The sequence below is a fragment of the Clostridium cadaveris genome (assembly GCF_020911725.1).
Lineage (GTDB): Bacteria > Bacillota > Clostridia > Clostridiales > Clostridiaceae > Clostridium_X > Clostridium_X cadaveris.
On record NZ_CP076620.1, the window covers coordinates 3,563,129 to 3,587,104 of the forward strand.

The following is a 23,976-nucleotide window of genomic DNA, read 5'->3' on the forward strand; positions in this document are numbered from 1 at the left end:
TTAATTATGAATAAGTTTCTAAATAAACATAGCCGAAGTCAAATAGGTTTAAACTTTGTACTGAATGAACTTCAGCTTCTTACCCCATTTGGTAAGGATATACTAAAAAAGATACAGCCTTATGACCGCTTTGAAAAAGATATGCTGGAAAGAGAGCTATTAAATCTGGAAAAGCTAAAGGCCGGATATAATGACTTTAATTTTTTGTACAAAAACATAGAGTTAACTCTTAGTAAATTTAAAAATATCCGAAATTCTATTGCAAGATGTGAAAGCAATGAAACTTTGGATGATATAGAATTATACGAAATCAAACTATTTGCTCAATATCTAGAAGAACTTTGTAGAGATTTTTCCATGCTGAATTCTGAACTACATTTAAGCGAGATTTCTTTTATCCCGTTAAAAGAAGTAATATCTCTACTTGATCCTGATGAGTCTAATCTTCCTACTTTCTATATATATGACAGTTATTCTAATAAACTCAAAGAAATCAGAGATTTAAAACGCAAGATAGAAAAAGAAATATTTAATGCTAAAGACCTCAAGGTTATTAATTTATTAAAAAATAATAGGCGTCAATGTGTTTTAGAAGAAAGAGAGATTGAATCATCAATTCGTGAAGATTTATCTGAAAAGCTAAGAGAATTTGCATATACCTTTTTCATAAACATAAAGTCTATAGGTCAATTAGATTTTCTTATAGCGAAAGCAAAGCTAGCCATAAAATATAATTCTGTAAGACCATCAATATCAAAAGACTTTTCAATAGTTATAAGAGATGCTGTAAATCCCGAAGTTATGTCCATACTATCAGAACAAAATAAAAATTTCACCCCTATAAGCATCAATCTTAATAAAGGTTCAACAATTCTTACCGGTGCTAATATGGGAGGTAAAAGTGTCTCTCTTAAAACTATAATACTAAATATACTTTTAGCTAACATGGGCTTCTTTGTTTTCTGCAACGAATGCACCACACCTGTTTTAGATTTTATATGCTTTATATCTGATGACATGCAATCAATATCTAAAGGCCTTTCAACATTTGGTGCAGAAATTATAGAGCTAAAAGACATATTAAAATACGAAGAAACTCACCATGGGCTTATAGTCTTAGATGAATTCGCAAGGGGCACAAATCCTAAAGAAGGTTTATATCTTGTAAAATCTCTGTGTAACTATTTAAATAATAAAGACTCCATTTCTTTAATTTCAACTCATTATGATAATATTGCTGATGATACAATGGTTCATTATGAAGTCATAGGTCTTAAAAATGCTGACTTTTCAAAAATAAATTTATCTCTTCAAGGAAATAACATTAATTCTATAGATGTAATTCAAGAAAATATGGATTATAGGCTGGAGAAACTCACTAATAGATCTGATGTTCCCAGAGATGCTTTAAATATCGCTAGAGTTCTAGGTTTAAATAAAGAAATTCTTCATATAGCTGAAAAGTATTATAAGGAGGTTAATGATGAAAAGTAAACTTAATTTAGATTCTAACATCGTTGATGAAGCTAGAAATCATGCTAGAAATATAGCAAAAGACGTCCAAGGTTTTATTGATAAAAATACTACCGTAACTGTTGAAAGGACAATTTGCCGTCTTCTATCTATTGATGGAGTAAATGAAGTTGGAGTTCCCCTTCCAAATGTTGTTGTTGACAATATAAAAGAAGGAAATGGACTTTCAATAGGTGCAGCTTACTATATAGGAAATGCAATGCTTGAAACCGGACTTTCACCTCAAAGAATATCCGAAGAGGTTTCAAAAGGAACAATTAACTTAACTTCAATAAAAGAAAGAGATGAGTTTGAAGTAAGGCTTGCACTTCAGCCAATAATAAATGAAACATTAGATAATATTAAAACTCAAAGAAAGCGGAGAGAAGATTTTTTATCTGAATTTGGAGATAAAGAAGGTCCCCTTATTTATGTAATAGTAGCAACTGGTAATATATATGAAGATATAACTCAAGCTGTTGCTGCAGCTAAACAGGGTGCTGATGTTATAGCAGTAATAAGAACCACAGGTCAAAGTCTTTTAGACTATGTTCCTTATGGAGCTACCACCGAAGGCTTTGGTGGAACTTTTGCCACTCAGGAAAACTTTAAGCTTATGAGAAAAGCTTTGGACGATATAGGGGTAGAGCTTCACCGCTATATAAGACTCTGCAACTACTGTTCAGGATTATGTATGCCTGAAATAGCTGCTATGGGAGCTTTGGAAGGCTTAGATATTATGCTGAATGATGCACTTTATGGAATATTATTTAGAGATATTAATATGAAAAGAACTATAATAGATCAATTCTTCTCAAGAGTTATAAATGGCTTTGCTGGTGTAATCATAAATACAGGTGAGGATAATTACCTTACTACAGCTGATGCTATCGAGGAAGCTCATACAGTACTCGCCTCTCAATTAATGAATGAACAATTTGCACTTTTAGCTGGACTTCCAGAAAAGCAGCAGGGCTTAGGTCACGCTTTTGAAATAGATCCAGAAGTTAAAAATGGCTTCCTGTTTGAACTCGCTCAAGCTGAAATGGCTCGTGAAATCTTCCCTAATGCTCCATTAAAATATATGCCTCCAACAAAATTCATGACAGGCAATATATTTAGAGGTCATGTTCAAGACACCTTATTTAATATAGTCACCGTACTAACAAATCAAAGAATTCATTTGCTTGGTATGCTTACTGAAGCTATCCATACTCCATTTATGTCAGATAGATTTCTTTCTATAGAAAATGCGAAATATATCCAAAATACTATGGCTGACTTAAGTGATGAGATTGTATTTAAGCCAGATGGAATCATGGCAAATCGTGCTGATGAAGTCTTAAAGAAAGCGTGTAGATTGCTAGAAGAAATAGAGCATGCGGGGTTATTCGAAACTTTAGAGAGAGGAACTTTTGCTGGTATAAAACGTCCTATAAACGGCGGAAAAGGCTTAATTGGTGTTGTAGAAAAAGCTGATAAATATTTCAATCCATTTATAGAATTGATGCTTGGAGGTGAAAAATAATGGGAAGTGGACTATATTCAACAGACAAAAAAGATTTTGATAAGACCTTAGACTTAAAAAATCTTAAACCCTACGGAGATACTATGAATGATGGTAAGATTCAATTAAGTTTCGCTCTCCCTATTCCTGATGATGATAAAGGCATAGAAGCGGCTAAACAAATTGCAAAATCAATGAACCTAAATGAAGCTTCAGTAGTTTATCACGAAAAGCTAGATAAAAATTTCACCTTTTACGTAGTTTATGGAAGTCTTTTAAATTCAATAGATTATTCTTCTATAAAAGTCTCTTCTGTTGACGTAACTACTATGTCAATGGATGAAGTAAATGATTATATAAAAGATAATATAGGCAGGAAACTCATTGTTATAGGTGCAAGCACTGGTACTGATGCACACACCGTAGGCATAGATGCAATAATGAATATGAAAGGCTTTGCAGGCCATTATGGATTAGAGCGATATGAAATGATAGATGCCTATAACTTAGGTAGTCAGGTTCCAAATGAAGAATTTATTGCAAAAGCAGTAGAGCTAAATGCTGATGTTCTCCTAGTCTCTCAGACAGTTACTCAAAAAAATATTCATATTCAAAACCTCACAGAACTAATAGAACTTTTAGAGGCTGAGGGCCTTAGAGATAGATTTGTTCTAATTTGTGGCGGTCCTAGAATTACTCATGAATTAGCAAAAGAACTAGGATTTGATGCAGGGTTTGGTCCTGGAAAATACGCTGATGACGTAGCTTCCTTTGCCGTAACCGAAATGGTTAATCGTAAACTGGTATAGTAAATTTCAACAAAATAAAAGTCATGAATCTTTTTTATTTAAGATCATGACTTTCATTTTATTCTCTATCTATTGAAAAGATAGCAATTATAAATGAAATAGCAAGAATTGCTAAATCTGTTGTCGATACACTTTTCATAAAATAATCAACTATAACCATAATAATACATGTACCCATTGTATCTAAAACTACAAATAGAATTTTCCCTGTAGTTTTGTTAAGTTGTCCTACTGATATTAGTACTTTAGAAAAAACTCGAATAATAATATCAACTGGAAAACCAACAATTGTAACGACTATAAAATATAAAATAATACTGCCAATAGAATTATATTAAACTTTTCTTTCATATAATCTCCCTAAAACACATATGTGTAAAGTTTTAAATCACATTATATTTTACTATAAATATTTTTCAATACTATCTATCACGCTTTTGCCTTCTTTAAAATCCTCAAAGAATTCTTCCCTATTTTTATGGGGCATAGCTGACTTTAATAAGCATAAGTTATTAGCTGCAGCATGTTCATAGGTTGTTTCAACTACATCCATTTTATCAGCTAGCTTTAAAAAAACTCTCCTACCCTTTTTTGTGTTTATTATTACAAGAGAAACACCTTTGTCATCATTGATCTCTGGGAATTTAGTAGCTACTCCCCAGTAATCTCCGATTATTATATCACTTGTGCTTTTAATTCCTCTATAATCACAGTTCATACAAGAGGGTCTATTAAATAATCTACTCAGGAATCCTTTTATATAAAGATCTTCAGTTCTTCCTTTGCGATTTATTGTCTTTTCTGTAGTTTCTATTATAAAGTTATAATCCCTCCAGCTTTCATCCTTATTTCTAAAGGAAATCGACTTTATATCTCCCCCTCCATTTGCAGCCAAAGTTTCTTCCATATACCTTTTAAACACCGCTGGACTTGGAACTCCGTAGCATATAAGTTCTACAGCTATTAAGTTATCATAGGATTTCAGCAAAAATGATTTTAGTCCCGCTATCTGACATGGCGTACCTGTGAATAAAACAAGCCTTTCCTTTTCCAATTCTTCTTTAGCCTGTGCAAAAGTTTCTCCAATATTGCTTTGAACATATTTTGACCCTCTAAGCTTGTGCAAGTCTTTTTTATCATTTATCATCATATGTTGTACTTCGCATGAATCATTTAAAGCCGCGCCAAACACAACTCCACTCTTATCTAACACGTAATCTGCAAGTATCGAAAACATACCTCCAGAAGCACTTTTCATCTTCACATCAAAGTCTTTATTTATACACCCATATACTTTTTGCTTATCTTTTATTGTTTTACTTTTTCCTATAGGACATATGCTGGCACATAATCCACAACTATTGCATCTATTTTTGTCCACATGTGGATATAAAAATCCCTCTTCATCAGACATCATCTCTATTGCAGCCTGTGGACAAATATTTTTACAAGCACTACATCCTGTACAAGGGTTAACTACCATTTTCTATTCCCCCTAAAAAATCAAGTTTTTGTATAAATTAAAATTGTCTATCGTGCATTTACTTTTAGTCCTTGAACCCTCATAACATGTTTTGAAAATATTCCATGTACTACAACAACTCTATCGAGTTCATTTACACAGCAATAAGGTTCATAAATAGTAAATTTCATTTCTCTCTCGTTTTCATAATCTGTTACATAAACTATATAGCAGATTCTTGAGCTTTTTCCCTGGGTAGTTTGCGTAACTCCAGTACATATCCCTGTCATTGAAGTCTGTAGACCTAAAATCGCTTCTATTATAGACAAAAGATCTGGAATTACAAAAACAGAAAATATCAAAGAAATCAAACTAAATGGTGGTCTTAATAGTAAGGCTACCCATAAAAAATCAAATAATATTCTGAAAGGCTCTATCCATCTTTCAGCAAAGGGTACATGTTCATGAGGGCTAAACCAAATCTTAAACCTCCAAAGTATATTACTTTCCTTATCATCATGATTAGGCTGTTCCCAATTTTTCTTCCAATCAAGCTGTCTCTTTTCTTGCATTTTGAGCATATAAATATTTTTAGTCATCAAGATGATTAAGAGATATAATACTTCCATAATAAAAGCTGCAATTATAGCATCCCTATCTTTTAAAAACATTAAAGCTATTACTATATAAGCTATGAATATAATATTAGGTATATTTAAAAATCTAACCTTCTCTTCTGCTTCTGCTCTGATTTCATCAATTTTAACTTTTTTTCTTCCTGCTAATGATGCTATAGTAATAAAAAGCAATGGCATAAACGTAAAAGCATTTACAGATTTCATTGTAATTCCTTCTGGTATATTTATATACCTTCCACTAATCACAGGAATTATATATACTAATAAATTCATTATTATTTGAAATATAAGTGCTGCTATTCCAATAGCCCTTACACCTTCAAACTGTCTTCTCTCTCCTATCATACGCTTGTCCTCCAGTATTTATTGATATTTTAATTATATCATCTTATCTCTCTCAGTTTTCTTATAATTTCATTATATTGAGTATCTAAATTCTCAATATCTTTAAGATTTCCTTTAGCAGTTTCGATAGATATAAGTGATATTATTTCTCTTAATTTATTTTAAGCTCCTCTATATTAAATAAGAGTCTATCTCCAAAATATTTTTTCACATTCTCTAATTTTAATAAAAGCATAAAAAAACTCTCCTTTCATGAAGGAGAGAATATATTTCTTATCTTAAATAAAATAATTCATATTTTGCTTCTGCAAAAGGTATAAACATTTAAGTATAATCTATTCTCTCCTAATTTTAAGCATGACAAAAAAACTTTTATTTTTTTGTTTTTGCTTTGAAAAATTGATTAAATAGATTACATTCTCATTTTACGCGAATACCTTTTACCTTTCTTATCTTTTTATTGATTTTAATTATGTTTCAATTTTATTATACGCTCCACAATAATCCATGTAAACCTCAAATTACTAAGTATATAATTACTTTAAAAGCTTATACTATTAGCATAGGTGGTGGTTAAGTTGAACAACAATAAAAACATTCCAATAAGGAATATAGGCAACTTTACTAAAAATGCAGTAGAAAATTTTGAACAAAATATTGTGGACCAGACTGATTACTTAGAGAAAGTGGATAACAATCTCAAAGTAAATAAGAATACTGGGATACAGCATATGAAACAAAATAAGCTATTCTAACACCTATAGGTAGGGATACTGAGACTGACTATGTTTGGTCAGTTCTCGGTATCTTTATTTTTTGAATAATTTAAGCTGTTAACATTATAGATTCCCCCAAACCTATAATGCTAACAGCTTTTTTTCCATAACAGCCTTAATTATTTATTCCCTATATATTTTATCTGATAATTTAATTTATGCCCCAAGATAAGCGTTCTTTACACTTTCATCATTTAAAAGTTTCTCTGCTGAACCTTCCATTTCTATAGTACCATGTTGTATTACGTAAGCTCTATCTGCAACCTTTAGCGCCATAGTAGCATTTTGTTCTACTAAAAGTATTGTTGTTCCACTCTTGTTTATGTCTTCTATTATAGAAAAAATTTGCTTTACTATTAAAGGTGCAAGTCCCATAGATGGTTCATCAAGAAGCAATAGTCTTGGCTTTGACATAAGTGCTCTTCCCATGGCAAGCATCTGCTGTTCTCCACCCGATAGAGTTCCTGACATCTGATTTCTACGCTCATATATTCTAGGAAAGATATCAAAGATTTTTTTATAATCCTTCTTTATTTGCTCCTTATCTTTTCTTGAATATGCCCCCATCTCAAGATTTTCCATTACAGACATCTTGCTAAAAACTCTTCTTCCCTCTGGTACGTGAGCTATTCCTAAAGAAACCAAGTTGTGTGGTTTCATCTTTGCTATATCATTTCCTTCAAATAATATTTCTCCGCTAGTAGGTTTAAGAACCCCTGATATAGCCTTTAAAGTTGTTGATTTTCCTGCTCCGTTTGCTCCGATTAGAGTAACAATTTCCCCTTGATTTACATTTATATTTATACCCTGAAGGGCATGTATAGCTCCATAATGTACATTTACATCTTTTAATTCTAACATTATTAGTTCTCCCCCCCAAGATATGCTTTTATAACTACAGGATTATTTTTTATCTCCTTTGGTGTACCACTTGCAATCATCTCGCCATGGTCTAGAACATAAATATTGTCACACACAGACATTACAAGAGACATATCATGCTCGATTAATATTATAGTTATATCAAATTTATTTTTTATCCATTTAATTAGCTCTCTTAATTCATTTGTTTCATTTGGATTCATTCCTGCTGCTGGTTCATCTAGCAATATAAACTTTGGTTTTGATGCCAATGCCCTTGCTATCTCAAGCCTTCTCTGTTCTCCATAAGGAAGATTCTTTGCTAGCTCATCCTTTTTGTCTAAAAGCCCAAATACATCTAAAAGTTCATGAACCGTATTGCATGCAGCTTTTTCTTGATTATAATAAGAAGGTAATCTAAGAATCGATGAAAGAACATCATATTTTATATTCTTATGAATCCCTATCTTTACATTTTCAGCTACAGTCATATCTCCAAAAAGCCTTATATTTTGAAATGTTCTCGAAACACCAAGCTTTGCTATATCAAAAGGTTTCATATTTTTTATAGATGTCTCCTTATTAAATTTATAAAAGACCTCACCTTCTGATGGATTATATATACCTGTTAATAGATTGAATAGAGTTGTCTTTCCAGCTCCATTTGGACCTATAAGCCCTACGATATCTCCATGTTCTATATCCATATTTACATTGCTTAAGGCCCTAACTCCTCCAAAATCTCTCGATAAATTATTAACCCTTAATGCTTGCATTCTTAGCTCCTCCTTTCTTAAATAATTTAAACTCATAATTTCCCATTATTCCTTGTGGTCTATAAACCATTATTATAAACAGTATTACTGAATAAATTACCATTCTCAATTCTGGTATTCCCTGCAATACTATTGATATGAAGGATATAGCTATAGCCCCTACTATTGAACCAGTTATGCTTCCCATACCACCAAAAACTACTATAACTAATATGTCTATAGATTTCATGAATCCAAAGGATTCTGGAGTTATAAAGCTTAAATATCCTCCATATAATGCTCCAGCAATACCTGCAAATAATGCACCTATAGCAAATGCTAGAACCTTATAAAAGGTTGTATTTATTCCCATAGCTTCTGCTGCAATTTCATCTTCACGTATTGCTATACAAGCTCTACCACTCTTGGACTTTATAAAATTACTTATTACTACAATTGTTAAAACTACCATCAAAAAAAGCCATGTCCAGTTTGTGTATAGAGGAATGTAATTAAATCCACTTGCCCCGCCTACATATTCATTATTAAGAAGTAATGTTTTTATTATCTCTCCAAATCCTAATGTAGCTATTGCAAGATAATCGCCTTTTAGTCTAAGAGTAGGTATTCCTATAAATACCCCTGCTACCGCAGCCATAAATGCTGCTCCTATTATTCCAACTATAAAAGGCATTCCAAAATTTGAGGTAAGTATTGCTGATGTATATGCACCTACAGCCATAAACGCTGCATGACCTAAAGAAAACTGTCCTGTTATTCCTGTTATTAAGTTAAGGCTTACTGCAAGTATTATATTTATTGCAAGAGGAGCAATGTTCATAAATGTATAAGAATCAATAATTCCAGCAACAGTTAAACCTTGTCCAAGTGCATATATAGCTATTATAATGATTGACCATGTTATATTCTTTTTGTTAAATATGCTCATGCTACTCCTCCTATACTTTTTCTTTTACATTTTTGCCAAACAATCCATTTGGTTTTATAAGCAAAACTACTATTAAAATTGCAAAAGCGACGGCATCTTTGTATAGAGATCCACCATAGGCACTTACCATGGTTTCAGTCATTCCCAAGAAATATCCTCCAAACATAGCTCCTGGAATAACTCCTATACCTCCGATTACCGCCGCTACGAAAGCTTTCAGTCCTGGCATAACTCCCATTAATGGATTTATTGAGTTATAATAAACCCCAACCAGAACTCCTGCCGCACCTGCTAGAGCAGATCCTATAGCAAAAGTGAAGGATATAGTTTTATCTATACTGATTCCCATATATTGAGCGGCCTCGCTATCCATAGCAACAGCTCTCATAGCCTTACCCATTTTAGTTTTGTGTATTACATACTGCAGCACCACCATAAGTACCACTGTTATAACTACTATCCATATATCTATGGAACTTACCATGAACTTTCCACCAAATAGTTCTATTGTCTTATTATCTAAGACCTGAGGAAATGCTCTTGATTCAGGTTTTACAAAATACATTGTTCCATATTCTAAAAATAATGAAACACTTATAGCAGTTATCAGTGCTGCTATTCTAGAAGATTTTCTTATAGGCTTGTACGCCACTCTCTCTATGACCATTCCTATAATAGCGCAAGATACCATTGATATAAGCAGTGCTGATAAGAAGCTCATTTTTAAAATTGTTATAAGCCCAAATCCAATAAAGGCTCCCAGCATATACACATCTCCATGTGCAAAGTTTATAAGATTTATAATTCCGTAGACCATGGTGTATCCTAATGCAATAAGTGCATATATACTTCCAAGGGACAATCCATTGATTAATTGTTGAATAAGTTGTTCCAATGACTTCACTTCCTTTTTATAATGATTAAATACTGATTTGCATTAAATCTTAAAGTATATATGGCTGACCCATATATTTTTTAAAATTTAATATTGATAGGAAAACCCAAACCAGATATTCCTATCAATATTTCTAGAACTAAATCAATAACTATTGAGGATCTAATTTCTTTAAGAATGTTGTTTCTCCATTTTTCACTTCAAGTATTGTTATAGCTTTACGTGGTGTGTGGTTCTCATCCATTGAGAAATGCCCAGTTATTCCTTTAAAATCATTAGTTTCTGCAAGTGCAGTTTTTAACTTATCACTATTAACTTCCCCTGCTCTTTTCAAGGAATCTGTTAAGAAATATGCTAAATCATATCCTAAAGCTGCAAATGCATCAGCATCCTTATTGTATTTAGCTTTGTAAGCATCTTTAAATTTTACAACCTCTGGTGTATTGTCCATTGATGAATAGTGATTAGTATAAAATACATTGTTCAATGCATTAGCACCGGCTAGTTCTGAAAGCTTTGGTGAATCATATCCATCTCCACCTATGATTGGAGCAGTTATTCCTAATTCTCTAGCCTGCTTTATGATAAGTCCAACCTCTTCATAATATCCTGGAACATATATAACTTCTGCCCCAGAGGATTTTATATTAGTTAATACAGCTTTAAAGTCTGTTTGCTTTGCTGCATAAGCTTCTTCTGTAACTATCTTTCCACCCTTTGAAGTGAAAGTTTCCTTAAAACTTTTTGTAAGACCTTTGCTATAATCACTGCCGCTGTCCATTAAGACTGCTGCATTTTTCTTTCCTAAATCTCCTGATGCGAATTGTCCCATTATAACTCCTTGGAAAGAGTCACTAAAGCAAGTTTTGAAAACATAGTCTAAAACTTTTCCATTCTTGTCTAAAGTAGCGTCATCAGCTGTTGCAGATGCTGATAATAGAGGAACCTTGTTTGTAGTTGCTGCTACTGCTGCAGCCTTTGTGTTTCCTGATGTTGCAGGTCCTAATATTGCTACAACCTTATCCTTTGTTGCAAGCTTCGTAGCTAGGTTTGCTGATTCAGCATTTTCAGATTTGTTATCAACCTTTACTGTTTCGATTTGTTTTCCTAGTACTCCGCCATCTTTATTTATCTCTTCAAAAGCAAGCTCTATACCTGATACAATCCCTTGTCCATAAGTTGCTGCTGCTCCTGAAAGTTCATAGTTTAGCCCTACCTTCACTGTGTCTGAGTCCTTTCCTGCACCCTTGCTAGCCCCACATCCAGCAAAAACACTTGTCATCATTACTGCTGATAAAAATACTAATAATTTCTTTTTCATTTTTACATCTCCCCCAAATTTATTATTTTAATTAACAAAAAACCTCTATATGCGTTCTATAAACACATATAGAGGTGTAAATTAACACTGTACCACTCTACTTCGCTAAATCCTCACGGAATCAGTATCTCTAGGTTCTATCAAACCTTAGGCCTTTAACGTTGCCTTACGTCGTACCTTACTAACCATAAATAAAAATTTATAATTTTCATGTACTCAACTCGGAAGTGAGTTATTACACTATTATCTAACCAGGTTCTCAGCTCCCCCTGTTCTCTGTAGCTAAATTTCCAATAGCTTTTATCTTCGTCATAGTCGTTATTTATTATTTTTTTAATTGTTGTACAATTGCACGAATTGCTTGTTAATTACTATATCATGGTAAAAAAGAGCTTGTCAAACAATTATTTTTATTTTATAAATTATCATAATTTTCACCATGATTATTAGTGATATAATACAATTTATAACTTCAGATTCTAATCCATTTTTAATTAATACATAATATTTTCTTTTAAATATTGATATTTTAATAACATATATCAAATTTAATTAATAATATATCAATAGTTTAAATTTAAATTTTTAGCAACTCACTGATAACATTTTCAATAATTACGCTTTATCAAACTACAGTATCTGAATGTATTCCTGCATTTTTTATTTAAGCCCTTAAATATATCTTTAAAACAAAAGACATCTCCTTTTCGAATAGATATAAATACTCGGAGATTTTTTTAGCATTTATATCTATTATCAAAGTAAGATGCCTTTTTTACTGATAATTATTAATTTATTTTTCCCAGCCCTGAGATCTTCTTACTGCCTCATGCCATTTTAATAAAAGTTCCTTTTTCTTTTTTTCTTGTATAGATGGTGAAAACTTTCTAGACAAAGTCCATTTTGATTTTATTTCTTCCTTATTTTCAAATAATCCTATGGCAAGTCCAGCAAGACATGCTGCACCATAAGCTGTGGTTTCAATAATCTCTGGCCTTAAAACATCTACACCTAATATGTTTGATTGAAACTGCATTAGAAAATTATTAGCTGATGCTCCTCCATCCACTCTTAAAGATTTCAATGTTATTCCAGAATCCTCTTCCATCGCCTTTAATATATCGTAACTTTGATATGCAAGAGATTCTACTACCGCTCTTATAAAATGTTCTTTCTTTGCCCCTCTTGTAAGTCCTACTATAGTTCCTCTTGCATATGGGTCCCAATAAGGTGCTCCAAGTCCAACAAAAGCTGGTACCATATATACTCCATTTGTATCTTCCACTGCTAAGCAATATTCCTCTGTATCTGCTGCAGACTTTATCATTCTAAGTTCATCTCTAAGCCATTGTATAGCTGCTCCTGCTACAAATACGCTTCCTTCTAAAGCATATTCAACTTTTCCATCAGCTCCCCACGCTATTGTTGTAAGAAGACCATTTTTAGATACAACAGCCTTTTCTCCTGTATTCATAAGCATGAAACATCCCGTACCATAAGTATTTTTTGCTGTTCCTTCTTCATAACATGTTTGTCCAAACAATGCTGATTGTTGATCCCCTGCAACTCCAGCTATAGGTATTTCTCCTCCAAATAGAAGCTTATCACTAACTCCATAAATATTGCTTGATGGAAGCACTTCAGGCATCATTGATATAGGTATATCAAGCATTTCAAGAAGTTCCTCATCCCATTTTAAATCATATATGTTATATACCATAGTTCTAGCAGCATTAGAATAATCAGTTGCATGAACCTTACCTTTAGTCAGATTCCAAATAAGCCATGTATCAACTGTACCAAAGAGAAGATTACCTGCCTCTGCCTCTTCTCTTGCACCTTCTACATTATCTAAAATCCATTTTATTTTTGTCCCAGAAAAATAAGGATCTAATATTAATCCAGTTTTTCTCTTTACTATATTTTCAAAGCCTTTTTTCCTTAATTCATCACAGAAATTTGAAGTTCTTCTACACTGCCACACTATAGCATTGTAAACAGGTATTCCCGTTTTCTTATTCCATACAATAGTTGTTTCTCTCTGATTAGTTATTCCTATACCTGCTATATCCTCTGACTTCGCTCCAATCTTAGCCATAGCTTCTATTGCAACACTATATTCAGTTGACCATATCTCCATGGGATTGTGCTCTACCCATCCTGCATTAGGGTATATCTGAGTGAATTCTTTTTGTGACGTAGAGATTATAGCTCCGCTTTCACTAAATAATATGCATCTTGAACTAGTAGTCCCTTGGTCTAACGCCATAATGTATTTGCCCATAACTTCTCCTCCTATAAATCATTATATATTTATATATTAATGTAAACATTTGCTAACTTCAATATAATTATATATTGTTAATAAAATTTACAAACAAATAAGTAAAGGGTACGCTTTACTTAAATAATGCGTACCCTTTTTATTATCTTGACCTTCTATTCCTTTCTTTGGTTTCCTTACTTTTTAGCTCCGAAGATCTATCTCTATAACTTTCATGAAGCAGACTCTTTGCTTTATTTCCGTATGGCTCCATCATGTAATCTCTATACATAACTTTTACTTCACCGTTGTCATCACTGCATCTCATATGAGACCTCTCGTCAATATTATCTATAACACGTTTCCTAAGTTCAATATAATTTTCTACAACATCTTCTCCATTTTTATCATAAGTAGTTATATTTATGGCTTTTGTTCTGCATATATCTTGGCATAATGTACATCCTATACATTTATCAGGAGCAACCTCTGCACATTTATTAGCTTTTATCTGTATAGCATAACTAGGACACTTTTCAACACATGTTCCGCAGCTTATACAACTATTATTTTTTATAACCGCCTTCTTTATTGTCTTAGGAGATCCCCCTCCATTTATACACCCTCCTGGACATACCGTTACTTCCACAAAGTCGTATTCCTTCCATCCATCTTTACTTAAGAATCTTTCTACATCCTTTATTGTATTGATTATAGCTATTCTTATTTCCATACTTCCTATCTTTGCAATTCCATGAACACTATTATCCAATCCATTTATAGGCTGAAGCTTTGAGTAATCAACTTTTATCTCTTCCATATCATTGCTTACTTCCCTTAGAACAGCTCTTAAGTTTCCTCCTGAATAGCTGAATATAGTTCCAGATCCTGAATACTGTCCCATGTATTCATCAGATTTTTCTGATGCCATAGCATTTATATCTATAGAATTATCCCTCAAAAGCTGAGCATATTCTCTAACTGTAAGCACAGCATCTATATCTCTATATCCATCTCTCCCCATTTCCTCTTTTTCTGCTTCATATTTCTTTGAAGTACATGGCTCTATTGAAAGTATAAATATATTTTTAGGAAGTATCTTAAATGTATCTGCATAATAAGTCTTAATAGCTGTTCCCATCATCTGTTGAGGAGATTTTGATGTTGATAAATGCTCTATCATATCTGGTTTGAATAATTCAACCCACCTAACCCATGATGGACATGCAGATGTGAACATTGGAAGATTTTCTTCTATCTTCATTCTTTTTATCAACTCTTGAGCTTCCTCAATACTTGTCATATCTCCTCCAAAGTCACTATCAAAAACTCTTTGGAAACCAAGTTTACGTGCAGATGCTTGTACTTTACCTTCGACATCACTTCCTATTGGAAGATTGAATTCCTCTCCAAGCATAGCCTTAACAGCTGGAGAAGATATTGCTATCATATACTTTCCATCTGCTATTGCTTCATTAACTTTCTTTATATCATTCCTTACCTCTATAGCATCTGTTGGGCATATTAATGTACACTGACCACAATATATACATCCACTTTCCTCAAAAGACGGCTTTTTAGTATCTATAGATCTCCTCATATCATTTACTGATCTCAAAACAGATATATTAGTTATACCAGTACATGCCATGCCACAAGCTGTACATCCTATGCATTTTCTCTTGTTCACATCTATAAATTTTTCTTCTACTGTTTGAGTTCTTTTTTTTGATTTTGCCATATGTTATCTCCTATCATACATAATATTCCTTATTATATAAATATTAACGATAACTTATATATGATACAAAAAATATAAAAAGAAATCGTAACATTAAAATTTATATCAAATGTTACGATTTCTTTTTTCAAACTATTCTTCTTCTATAAGTCTGTTGTTTATTTCATATTTGATTTTTTCTATGAAATCTTCAACTCCTATATTTCCTTCTTCGCCCTTATCTCTACTTCTTAAAGCTAAAGTTCCTTCATTTTGTTCCTTTTCTCCTATAACAGCAATATAAGGAACTCTTTCATTTCTAGCTTCTCTTATCTTATATCCTATCTTTTCTGCCCTATCATCTAATTCAACTCTTATATCTTCTGCTTGAAGCTCTGCAACTACTTCTTTTGCATATTCCATAAACTTATCTGATATTGGAAGTACCTTAACTTGCACTGGAGCAATCCAAGATGGGAATTTTCCTGCAAAGTTTTCTGTTAATATTGCTATAAATCTCTCTAAGCTTCCAAGTATAGCTCTATGAATAACTATTGGCTTATGCTTTTCTCCATCCTTACCTATATAGCTAAGATCAAATCTTTGTGGCAATTGGAAGTCTAGCTGTATAGTTCCACACTGCCATGTTCTTCCTATGCTATCTTGAAGGTGAAAATCTATCTTTGGTCCATAGAAGGCTCCATCTCCTGGATTTATCTTATATTTCATTCCCAATTCATCAAGGGCTGCTTGAAGTGACTCTTCAGCCATTCTCCAATCTTCTTCACTTCCCATAGAATTTTCTGGCTTAGTTGAAAGCTCTACATCATATTTAAATCCAAAAGTTGTATAAATCTCATTTACAAGCTTTATTACATCCTTAATTTCATCTTTAATCTGCTCTGGAAGCATGAATATGTGAGCATCGTCTTGAGTGAACGCTCTAACTCTCATAAGTCCATGAAGTGCTCCTGAAAGCTCATGTCTGTGAACTCTTCCCATCTCTGCAACTCTCATTGGCAGCTCCTTATAAGAGTGAGTTTCTGACTTATATACAAGCATTCCTCCTGGACAATTCATTGGCTTTATAGCATAATTTTCATCATCTATCTTCAAAGTGTACATATTGTCTCTATAGTGATCCCAGTGTCCTGAAGTTTCCCATAAACTTTGATTTAGTATGATTGGAGTCTCAATCTCAACGTAATTATACTTTTTATGAAGCTCCCTCCAATACTCTATTATCTTATTCTTTAATATCATTCCCTTTGGAAGGAAGAATGGGAATCCTGGACCCTCTTCCATTACAGTAAATAGCTTTAACTCTTTACCTATCTTTCTGTGATCTCTCTTCTTTGCTTCTTCTAATTTTTCTATATATTCATCTAAATCCTTTTTCTTAGGGAATGCTGTTCCATAAATTCTTTGAAGCATCTTATTGTCTGAATTTCCTCTCCAGTAAGCTCCTGCTATAGAAGTAAGCTTAAATGCTTTCACATAAGAAGTGTTTGGAACGTGAGGTCCTGCACATAAATCTACAAAATCTCCTTGTCTATAGAAAGATATAACTTCTCCCTCTGGAAGGTCTTCGATAAGCTCAACCTTATAAGGCTCATCTTTATCTTTCATGAATTTTATAGCCTCATCTCTTGGAAGCTCAAATCTTTCTATAGCTATTTTCTCTTTTACGATTTTCTCCATCTCTTTTTCTATTTTCTCTAAGTCCTCTGGAGTAAATGGAGTTTCTAAATCAAAATCATAATAAAATCCATTATCTATAGCTGGACCTATAGCAAGTTTTGCATTAGGATATAGTTTTTTTACAGCTTGTGCTAAAATATGTGAAGCTGTATGTCTTAAATCCCATCTTCCATCCTCGTCATCAAATGTTAATATTTCAAGCTCACAGTCTGTGTCTAATTTTTTCATTAAATCTATACTTTCACCATTTACTCTTGCACCTAAAGCTTTCTTTGCTAGACCTTGGCTTATCTTTACTGCAACATCATATGCAGTACTTCCGCTCTCTACTTGAATCTTACTTCCATCTTTTAAAGTAATGTTTATCATATTTTTACCTCCCTTAAATATAACTATTTTTAGATAACAAAAAAACTCATCCCTACATGGGACGAGTTACTATCGCGGTTCCACCCAAATTATAGCATAAAATAAACATACTATCACTTGAAACCCTTAACGCAGGTCATTCGGAGATACTTACTTTGTTTCAGTATTCAGCTCGGAGGTGGTTTTCGGTAACACTTATCTAAGAAGTCTTTCATCCGATGAACTTCTCTCTCTGTAAAATAGTACTTTACTTACTCTTCCTCTTCATAGCTTCAATTTTCTAAAATTATACTCTTCCTTTTTCTATAAGTCAATATATTAAAAAAATTAAAATATTATCTTTTTAATTTTTTTATTCTTTTAGCTCCCTGTTCTCCAAGGTTTTCCCTTGGTAAATCATTACTATAATATCAAACTGTCAATAAATTACGAATTTTATTATTAATTTTCATATTGACAGATTTTTTTAATGCATTTATAATAAAACACATAAAATTAAATACGTTTTTGATTCTTATCACGAGCGGTGGAGGGACTGGCCCTATGAAACCCGGCAACCAGCATTTTATGCTATGGTGCTAAATCCTGCAGTTAAACTGAAAGATAAGAGAGTGAACATGAGTGTTTATGCACCAGAGTTTATTCTCTGGTGCTTTTTTAATGCGAAATATGAGAGGTGTTTTTATGATAAAAATAAGTAATCTTTACAAAAGTTTTGAAGATATTGATGTACTAAAAGATATAACATTTTCTATAGAGGAAGGCTCTATAATTGGAATAATCGGTCATAGTGGCGCTGGAAAGTCTACTCTTTTGAGATGTATAAATGGCTTAGAAACCTTTGAAGTTGGTACTGTTACTGTTATGGAAAAAGATATAAAGTCTCTTAATTCAAAAGAAATACGTGATCTTCGTAAAAACCTGGGCATGATATTTCAAAACTTTAATCTTCTAAGCAGGAAAACAGTTTTTGATAATGTGGCACTTCCTCTTGAAACTTGGAAATATCCAAAATCTAAGATAAATGAAAGAGTTAATTATCTTCTAGAGGTAGTTGGACTTGCTGATAAAAAGGATGTAAAGCCTAATTCATTAAGTGGTGGACAAAAACAAAGAGTAGCTATAGCAAGGGCTCTTGCTTTGGAACCAAAAATTCTTCTTTGTGATGAGGCCACATCTGCTCTAGATCCTAAAACCACAAAAGATATACTGGGCCTTTTAAAAAAAATAAATGAAACTTTCGGAATCACCATAGTTATGGTAACTCATCAAATGGAGGTTATAAAAGAAATCTGTGATAATGTAGTTCTTTTAGAACATGGAGAATCTTTATACTGCGGCAAAGTTGAAGATTTATTTCTCAAACCAAATGGCAATTTAAAAAAGTTCTTAGGTGATGAGGAAGATGTAACTCTAGATGGTATTAATATAAAGATTTTCTTCCCTAAGGATGTAAGCAAGACTTCAGTAATAACGTCTATGGCAAGAAAGCTCAATATAGATGTATCAATAGTTGGTGGAAAACTAGAAAAGTTTAAAGATAATATACTTGGAACCTTGACTATAAACGTATGTGAAAGTCATAAAGATGCTATATTTAAATACTTAGAAGAAAAAAATGTAAAGTGGGAGGTCTGTTAGTCAATGGAAGCATTATTAGATATATATTTTAAAATATTACAACCAGCTCTAATAGAAACATTATCAATGGTTATTCAGTCAACAATTTATTCAATACTTTTAGGATTTATTCCAGCAATCATACTTGTTGTTACAAGTCCAAATGGTTTAAAACCTCAAAGGACTATTTACAGAATTCTTGATTTTATAGTAAATGTACTTCGTTCATTTCCATTTCTAATATTAATGATATGCTTAATCCCAATTACTAGAAGAATTGTTGGTACAAGCATTGGTACAGCCGCAGCAATAGTACCTCTTAGTATAGGTGCTGCTCCTTTCGCCGCAAGAGTTATTGAAAGTTCTCTTATGGAAGTAGATAGGGGAGTTATTGAAGCTGCAAAGTCTTTCGGTGCAAGTAACATTCAGATAATCTTTAAAGTAATGCTTAAAGAAGCACTGCCTTCAATAGTTCAAGGAATCACTCTAACTCTAATCAGTATAGTTGGATATTCCGCTATGGCAGGTACCATAGGCGGTGGCGGTCTTGGAAATGTAGCTATGAAATATGGTTACCATAGATATGAAACGCAAACAATGATTTATACCGTTATATTATTAATAATTCTTGTGCAATTTTTCCAAACTATTGGAAATCTAGTATATAAAGCATTAGCAAAATAAATTTTAAGGGGGACTAATAAATGAAAAAAATATTATCACTAGTTTTAGCAGCAGCATTATCATTTTCAGTAGTAGGCTGCGGAACTAAATCTGTTGAAGACAATAAAAATGATAAAACCATAAAGGTAGGGGCATCTCCTATTCCTCACAAGGAGATCTTAGAGCATATAGCTCCTGCATTAGAAAAAGAAGGTTATAAGCTAGAAATAGTTGAATTTGACGATTATCAGCTTCCAAATGCTGCTTTATCAAGTAAAGAACTTGATGCAAATTTCTTTCAGCACGTACCATTTTTAGAAGGGCAAAATTCTGAAAAGAAATATGATTTAACTTACACAGCTAAAATTCATATCGAGCCTTTAGGTTTTTACTCAAAGCAAATAACTGATTTAAAAGCTTTAAAAGATGGTTCTACCATTGCAGTTCCTAACGATCCAACAAATGAAGCTAGAGCTTTAAGACTTCTTGAAAAGAATGGACTTATAAAAGTTAAAGATGGTGACTTAATTACAGTAGATGATATAACTGATAATCCTAAAAACCTTAAAATAACAGAAGTAGAAGCTGCTCAACTTCCTAGAATACTTGTTGATGTTCAAGGTGCGGTTATAAATACTAACTATGCACTATCTGCAGACTTAATACCAACAAAAGATGCCTTATTTATTGAGGGAAGTGACTCTCCTTATGCTAATATCCTAGCTGTTAGACAAGACAATAAAGATTCAGATAAAATAAAAGCTTTAACAAAAGCTTTAACTTCAGAAGACGTTAAAAAATTCCTAGAAGAAAAATATAAAGGAAGTATAGTTCCTGCTTTCTAAAAAAAATAGTGAAGAGTTACGTAGTTAAGAGTGAAGGGTTGCCGGCACGTATGTGCCGGCTTTTTATATTAAAAAAAGTGAGAAAACAACGTCTTCTCACTTTTATATATGTCACTCTTAACTAAAAGTCAGCTTTTAGGTAATTGCTTTAAATCCTTCTCCTAGAACCTCACATACATCTGCCACACTTATGAATGCTGATGGATCAATTTCTTTTATAAAATTCTTTACTTTTACAAATTCCCTATTATCCAAAAGAGCTACCAAAACCTCTGTATCATTCTTACTATATGAACCTGTAGCATGATATATAGTGCTTCCTCTGCCCAAATCATTTAATATAAAGTCCTCTATTCTCCTTATCTCTTTGCTTATTATCTTTATTTCCTTAACAGAATTAAATCCCTCTATAGCTCTATCTATTGCTAATCCTGTAACTACTACTGTGAATAACGCGTACAATCCCTTTTTAAGTCCAAATGCATTCATAGCCATAAGTACTACTATCATATCTACCATAAGTACACCTTTACCCATATTTATATGGAAGTACTTGTTTAATATCTTTGCTATTATATCTGTACCTCCTGTTGAAGCATCCTCATTGAAGATAATGGCCATACCTAATGACTGAGCAAATATACCAAAGATTATTTCTATAAACAAGTCATCTGTTAATGGCCCATTAAGTGGTACTAACTTTTCAAGTACGAATATTGTACTCGATAAAAGTAAACTTGAAAATATAGTTTTTCCTCCAAAACTCGGTCCTATAACGATAAACGCCACCAAAAATAATACAGCATCAATACAAAACATGATTGCTCCTATAGGTAGTGATGGTATATAACTATTTATAATTATAGCCAATCCATTGATTCCACCACCTGCTATATTATTTGGTATCATAAAAAAGTATACACCTATGGCAACTAAAAATACTCCTAATATTATAACTGAAAATTCCCTTATCTTTTTCATAACATTCCCTCCTGAGATTATTCTTCCTCAGAAAGCAACTAAATATATTACATTTCTACCATATTTCCAAAACCTTCTCCCAAAGTTTCATAAACCTCCGACACACTTAAAAAAGCCTGCGGGTCTACTTCTTTTATAAAGTTTTTTATTTTTATAAGTTCTTTAGTATCTACTATTGTCCAAAGCACTTCTACTGGAGATTCACTGAATGCTCCCTTGGCATAATATATAGTTGCCCCTCTGCTTAATTCATTTAAAATAAACATTTTGATTTCTTCTTGTTTACTGCTAATTATTCTTACCTCTTTGCATGCATTAAATCCTTCTATTACTTTATCTATCGCAACTCCATTAAGTATTATTACAAATAAAGCATATAATCCTTCTTTGAATCCAAATGTTAAAGTTGCAGCAGTAACAACAACTAAATCAGCTAATAAAACACCTTTTCCTAAATTTATATGAAAATATTTGTTCAATATTTTTGCTATTATATCTGTTCCTCCAGTGGAAGCATTTCTATAAAAAATAGTAGCCATTCCAATAGCCTGAAGAATTATTCCAAATATAAGTTCCAAAAGAACATCACCTGTCAACGAATGGGTAACAGGACATACTTTTTCAAGTACCCATATAGATCCTGAAAGTAATAGACTAGCATAAATCGTTTTGGCTCCAAAACTCGTTCCAATCACTATAAATGCAAGAAGAAATAGAATTACATTAAAAATTACCATCAATGCTCCAACTGGTATGCTGGGTACATAGTAATTTAAAACCATAGCCATTCCGTTTACCCCTCCAGCAGCCACATTATTGGGCATTACTAGAAAATTAAGGGAGACCGCTACTAACATAGCTCCAATAGTAATGATTAAATAATCTTTAAACTTTTTCATAAGAACCCCCCTCTTATAAAAATAATAATTTATCCACTATTTAATTATATAATAAATCTTGGAAACCTTGAAGTGGCTAGCCTATGCATAATTATGAATTTAATAAAGCCAATTTTTTATTTCATATAAATTTATATTAATAAATTTATATATAACTATGATTTAAGTCATTTTAAATATATACTTATGTAATTTTAACCAAATTAATCTAGAATAATTATGCATTTCTTCTCAAAAAAAATTTTTTGTAAATTTATACAGTAATTATTTACCATTTCGATAATAATTAGCTTACTTTTTTAATAACCTAACTGTTTATTTACAATAATTACCGAAATACGGTCCTTTACCATTTGTCTCTTTATTACTGTATACAAGTTGCATATTCTAGTTTTTGATAAGCAATTCATACATTCACCTTTAACTGTACAAGGATTTGTCTTATTTAATCTTACACAGTTTGCTGGAGCCGCTATCTTTTGCATTCTGACTTCTGCTTCTTCTAAATTTGATACAATCTTATTTATTCCTACTACTACAATAACTTTTTTAGGTCCAAAAATCATGGCTGCCACTCTATTTCCCTTTCCATCTACATTGTAGAGGAAACCCTCTTCTGTTACTGCATTACTTCCTGTAAAAAATGTATCTGCAAAAAAACTCTTTCTAAAAATATCATCCACTTGTTCTGGAGTAAGACCTTTTTCATATCTATCTAAAAAATTGTACTTTCCATTTCTAAGTAAATCTAATACTCCAACCTCAGCTAATGATACTGAACCTCCTACCGCTACAGTTTCGCCTTCATTACATATTTCTTTTATCTTTTCTAAAGCTTCGCTTTCATCATTAACAAAATATCCATTCATATTGTTTTTTTCAAGAGCTAAAATAACCTTGTCCACTCTTTTTTTAATTATTACTTCTAAATTTTTATCCATACTCTTTCTCCCTATCCTAAAATTATATGGTAGACTCTTCACGTTACTCTATGATATTTTTATGATAATTATACCATGAAAAAGCCTGACTTATAGTTAACTAAGTCAGGTTTATAAACTTATATTATTCTAATTTAAGATTTC

Annotated in this window: 21 protein-coding genes, 1 riboswitch and 1 other annotated feature; of the genes, 7 read left to right on the plus strand and 14 right to left on the minus strand. The window is 32.3% G+C overall.

Translation table 11 applies throughout. The features are described 5' to 3' along the window. The first annotated feature begins 6 nt into the window (after positions 1-6). From kamC to kamE, 3 genes are read left to right on the plus strand one after another with little or no spacing between them, the layout of a single operon-like run. The gene (gene kamC, locus KQH81_RS17195; protein ID WP_027639720.1) at positions 7-1,494 is read left to right on the plus strand and encodes a lysine 5,6-aminomutase reactivase ATPase KamC; all 1,488 of its coding nucleotides are present in this window, start codon (positions 7-9) and stop codon (positions 1,492-1,494) included. Next, on the plus strand, positions 1,484-3,040 hold the full coding sequence (gene kamD, locus KQH81_RS17200) for a lysine 5,6-aminomutase subunit alpha (protein WP_230028562.1): 1,557 nt from the start codon (positions 1,484-1,486) through the stop codon (positions 3,038-3,040). The genes kamC and kamD overlap by 11 nt, the downstream gene beginning before the upstream one ends. After that, complete coding sequence (kamE, locus tag KQH81_RS17205; protein WP_074845592.1) at positions 3,040-3,828, plus strand: lysine 5,6-aminomutase subunit beta; 789 nt, start codon at positions 3,040-3,042, stop codon at positions 3,826-3,828. Before kamD ends, kamE begins: the two co-directional genes overlap by 1 nt. A gap of 58 nt (positions 3,829-3,886) precedes the next feature. Here the strand turns inward: kamE and KQH81_RS17210 are convergent, their stop codons facing one another. The 3 genes from KQH81_RS17210 to KQH81_RS17220 form a co-directional block, all read right to left on the minus strand. Next, positions 3,887-4,153 (minus strand): YrvL family regulatory protein, encoded by a 267-nt coding sequence (locus KQH81_RS17210; protein WP_268254238.1) that lies wholly within the window; start codon positions 4,151-4,153, stop codon positions 3,887-3,889. A gap of 78 nt (positions 4,154-4,231) precedes the next feature. Then, entirely contained in the window at positions 4,232-5,311 is a 1,080-nt protein-coding gene (locus KQH81_RS17215) for a Coenzyme F420 hydrogenase/dehydrogenase, beta subunit C-terminal domain (protein ID WP_230028565.1), read from the minus strand. Positions 5,312-5,358: 47 nt separating this feature from the next. After that, positions 5,359-6,273: a hypothetical protein gene (locus KQH81_RS17220; protein ID WP_051196316.1), complete on the minus strand. Its 915-nt coding sequence runs from the start codon at positions 6,271-6,273 to the stop codon at positions 5,359-5,361. A gap of 569 nt (positions 6,274-6,842) precedes the next feature. On the opposite strand from KQH81_RS17220, the gene KQH81_RS17225 reads away from it, so the two are divergent. Continuing rightward, positions 6,843-7,028, plus strand: coding sequence for a hypothetical protein (locus KQH81_RS17225; RefSeq protein WP_035771042.1), 186 nt, complete (start codon positions 6,843-6,845; stop codon positions 7,026-7,028). Positions 7,029-7,205: 177 nt separating this feature from the next. Here the strand turns inward: KQH81_RS17225 and KQH81_RS17230 are convergent, their stop codons facing one another. The 8 genes from KQH81_RS17230 to thrS form a co-directional block, all read right to left on the minus strand. Beyond that, the gene (locus KQH81_RS17230) at positions 7,206-7,910 is read right to left on the minus strand and encodes an ABC transporter ATP-binding protein (protein ID WP_027639463.1); all 705 of its coding nucleotides are present in this window, start codon (positions 7,908-7,910) and stop codon (positions 7,206-7,208) included. Between the two features lie 2 nt (positions 7,911-7,912). Further along, complete coding sequence (locus KQH81_RS17235; protein ID WP_027639462.1) at positions 7,913-8,686, minus strand: ABC transporter ATP-binding protein; 774 nt, start codon at positions 8,684-8,686, stop codon at positions 7,913-7,915. Further along, complete coding sequence (locus KQH81_RS17240; RefSeq protein ID WP_230028567.1) at positions 8,667-9,614, minus strand: branched-chain amino acid ABC transporter permease; 948 nt, start codon at positions 9,612-9,614, stop codon at positions 8,667-8,669. Before KQH81_RS17240 ends, KQH81_RS17235 begins: the two co-directional genes overlap by 20 nt. Before the next feature lie 10 nt (positions 9,615-9,624). Continuing rightward, positions 9,625-10,509 (minus strand): branched-chain amino acid ABC transporter permease, encoded by an 885-nt coding sequence (locus tag KQH81_RS17245; RefSeq protein ID WP_027639460.1) that lies wholly within the window; start codon positions 10,507-10,509, stop codon positions 9,625-9,627. Between the two features lie 151 nt (positions 10,510-10,660). Further along, positions 10,661-11,830: an ABC transporter substrate-binding protein gene (locus KQH81_RS17250; RefSeq protein ID WP_230028569.1), complete on the minus strand. Its 1,170-nt coding sequence runs from the start codon at positions 11,828-11,830 to the stop codon at positions 10,661-10,663. Positions 11,831-12,623: 793 nt separating this feature from the next. Further along, entirely contained in the window at positions 12,624-14,114 is a 1,491-nt protein-coding gene (gene glpK / locus KQH81_RS17255; RefSeq protein WP_168972515.1) for a glycerol kinase GlpK, read from the minus strand. A 142-nt stretch (positions 14,115-14,256) separates the two neighbouring features. Continuing rightward, positions 14,257-15,834 carry a [Fe-Fe] hydrogenase large subunit C-terminal domain-containing protein gene (locus KQH81_RS17260; RefSeq protein ID WP_027639457.1) on the minus strand — a complete coding sequence of 526 codons (1,578 nt, stop codon included), beginning with the start codon at positions 15,832-15,834 and terminating at the stop codon, positions 14,257-14,259. Between the two features lie 132 nt (positions 15,835-15,966). Beyond that, positions 15,967-17,883 (minus strand): threonine--tRNA ligase, encoded by a 1,917-nt coding sequence (gene thrS / locus KQH81_RS17265; protein WP_230028571.1) that lies wholly within the window; start codon positions 17,881-17,883, stop codon positions 15,967-15,969. Between the two features lie 54 nt (positions 17,884-17,937). Further along, positions 17,938-18,160: a binding site (T-box leader), on the minus strand. A gap of 234 nt (positions 18,161-18,394) precedes the next feature. Beyond that, a riboswitch (SAM riboswitch) is annotated at positions 18,395-18,493 on the plus strand. 74 nt (positions 18,494-18,567) lie between these two features. Here thrS and KQH81_RS17270 point away from each other — a divergent pair. The 3 genes from KQH81_RS17270 to KQH81_RS17280 are packed head-to-tail and all read left to right on the plus strand — an operon-like array spanning position 18,568 to position 21,011. Next, the gene (locus KQH81_RS17270; protein ID WP_027639455.1) at positions 18,568-19,524 is read left to right on the plus strand and encodes a methionine ABC transporter ATP-binding protein; all 957 of its coding nucleotides are present in this window, start codon (positions 18,568-18,570) and stop codon (positions 19,522-19,524) included. Between the two features lie 3 nt (positions 19,525-19,527). After that, positions 19,528-20,187, plus strand: coding sequence for a methionine ABC transporter permease (locus tag KQH81_RS17275; protein ID WP_027639454.1), 660 nt, complete (start codon positions 19,528-19,530; stop codon positions 20,185-20,187). 20 nt (positions 20,188-20,207) lie between these two features. Then, positions 20,208-21,011 carry a MetQ/NlpA family ABC transporter substrate-binding protein gene (locus KQH81_RS17280; RefSeq protein WP_230028573.1) on the plus strand — a complete coding sequence of 268 codons (804 nt, stop codon included), beginning with the start codon at positions 20,208-20,210 and terminating at the stop codon, positions 21,009-21,011. A 135-nt stretch (positions 21,012-21,146) separates the two neighbouring features. On the opposite strand, the gene KQH81_RS17285 is transcribed toward KQH81_RS17280, so the two are convergent. The 3 genes from KQH81_RS17285 to KQH81_RS17295 form a co-directional block, all read right to left on the minus strand. Beyond that, on the minus strand, positions 21,147-21,992 hold the full coding sequence (locus KQH81_RS17285) for a YitT family protein (RefSeq protein ID WP_051196314.1): 846 nt from the start codon (positions 21,990-21,992) through the stop codon (positions 21,147-21,149). 47 nt (positions 21,993-22,039) lie between these two features. Further along, on the minus strand, positions 22,040-22,891 hold the full coding sequence (locus tag KQH81_RS17290) for a YitT family protein (protein WP_051196313.1): 852 nt from the start codon (positions 22,889-22,891) through the stop codon (positions 22,040-22,042). A 299-nt stretch (positions 22,892-23,190) separates the two neighbouring features. After that, positions 23,191-23,832 (minus strand): lactate utilization protein, encoded by a 642-nt coding sequence (locus tag KQH81_RS17295; RefSeq protein ID WP_027639450.1) that lies wholly within the window; start codon positions 23,830-23,832, stop codon positions 23,191-23,193. Positions 23,833-23,976: the final 144 nt, after the last annotated feature.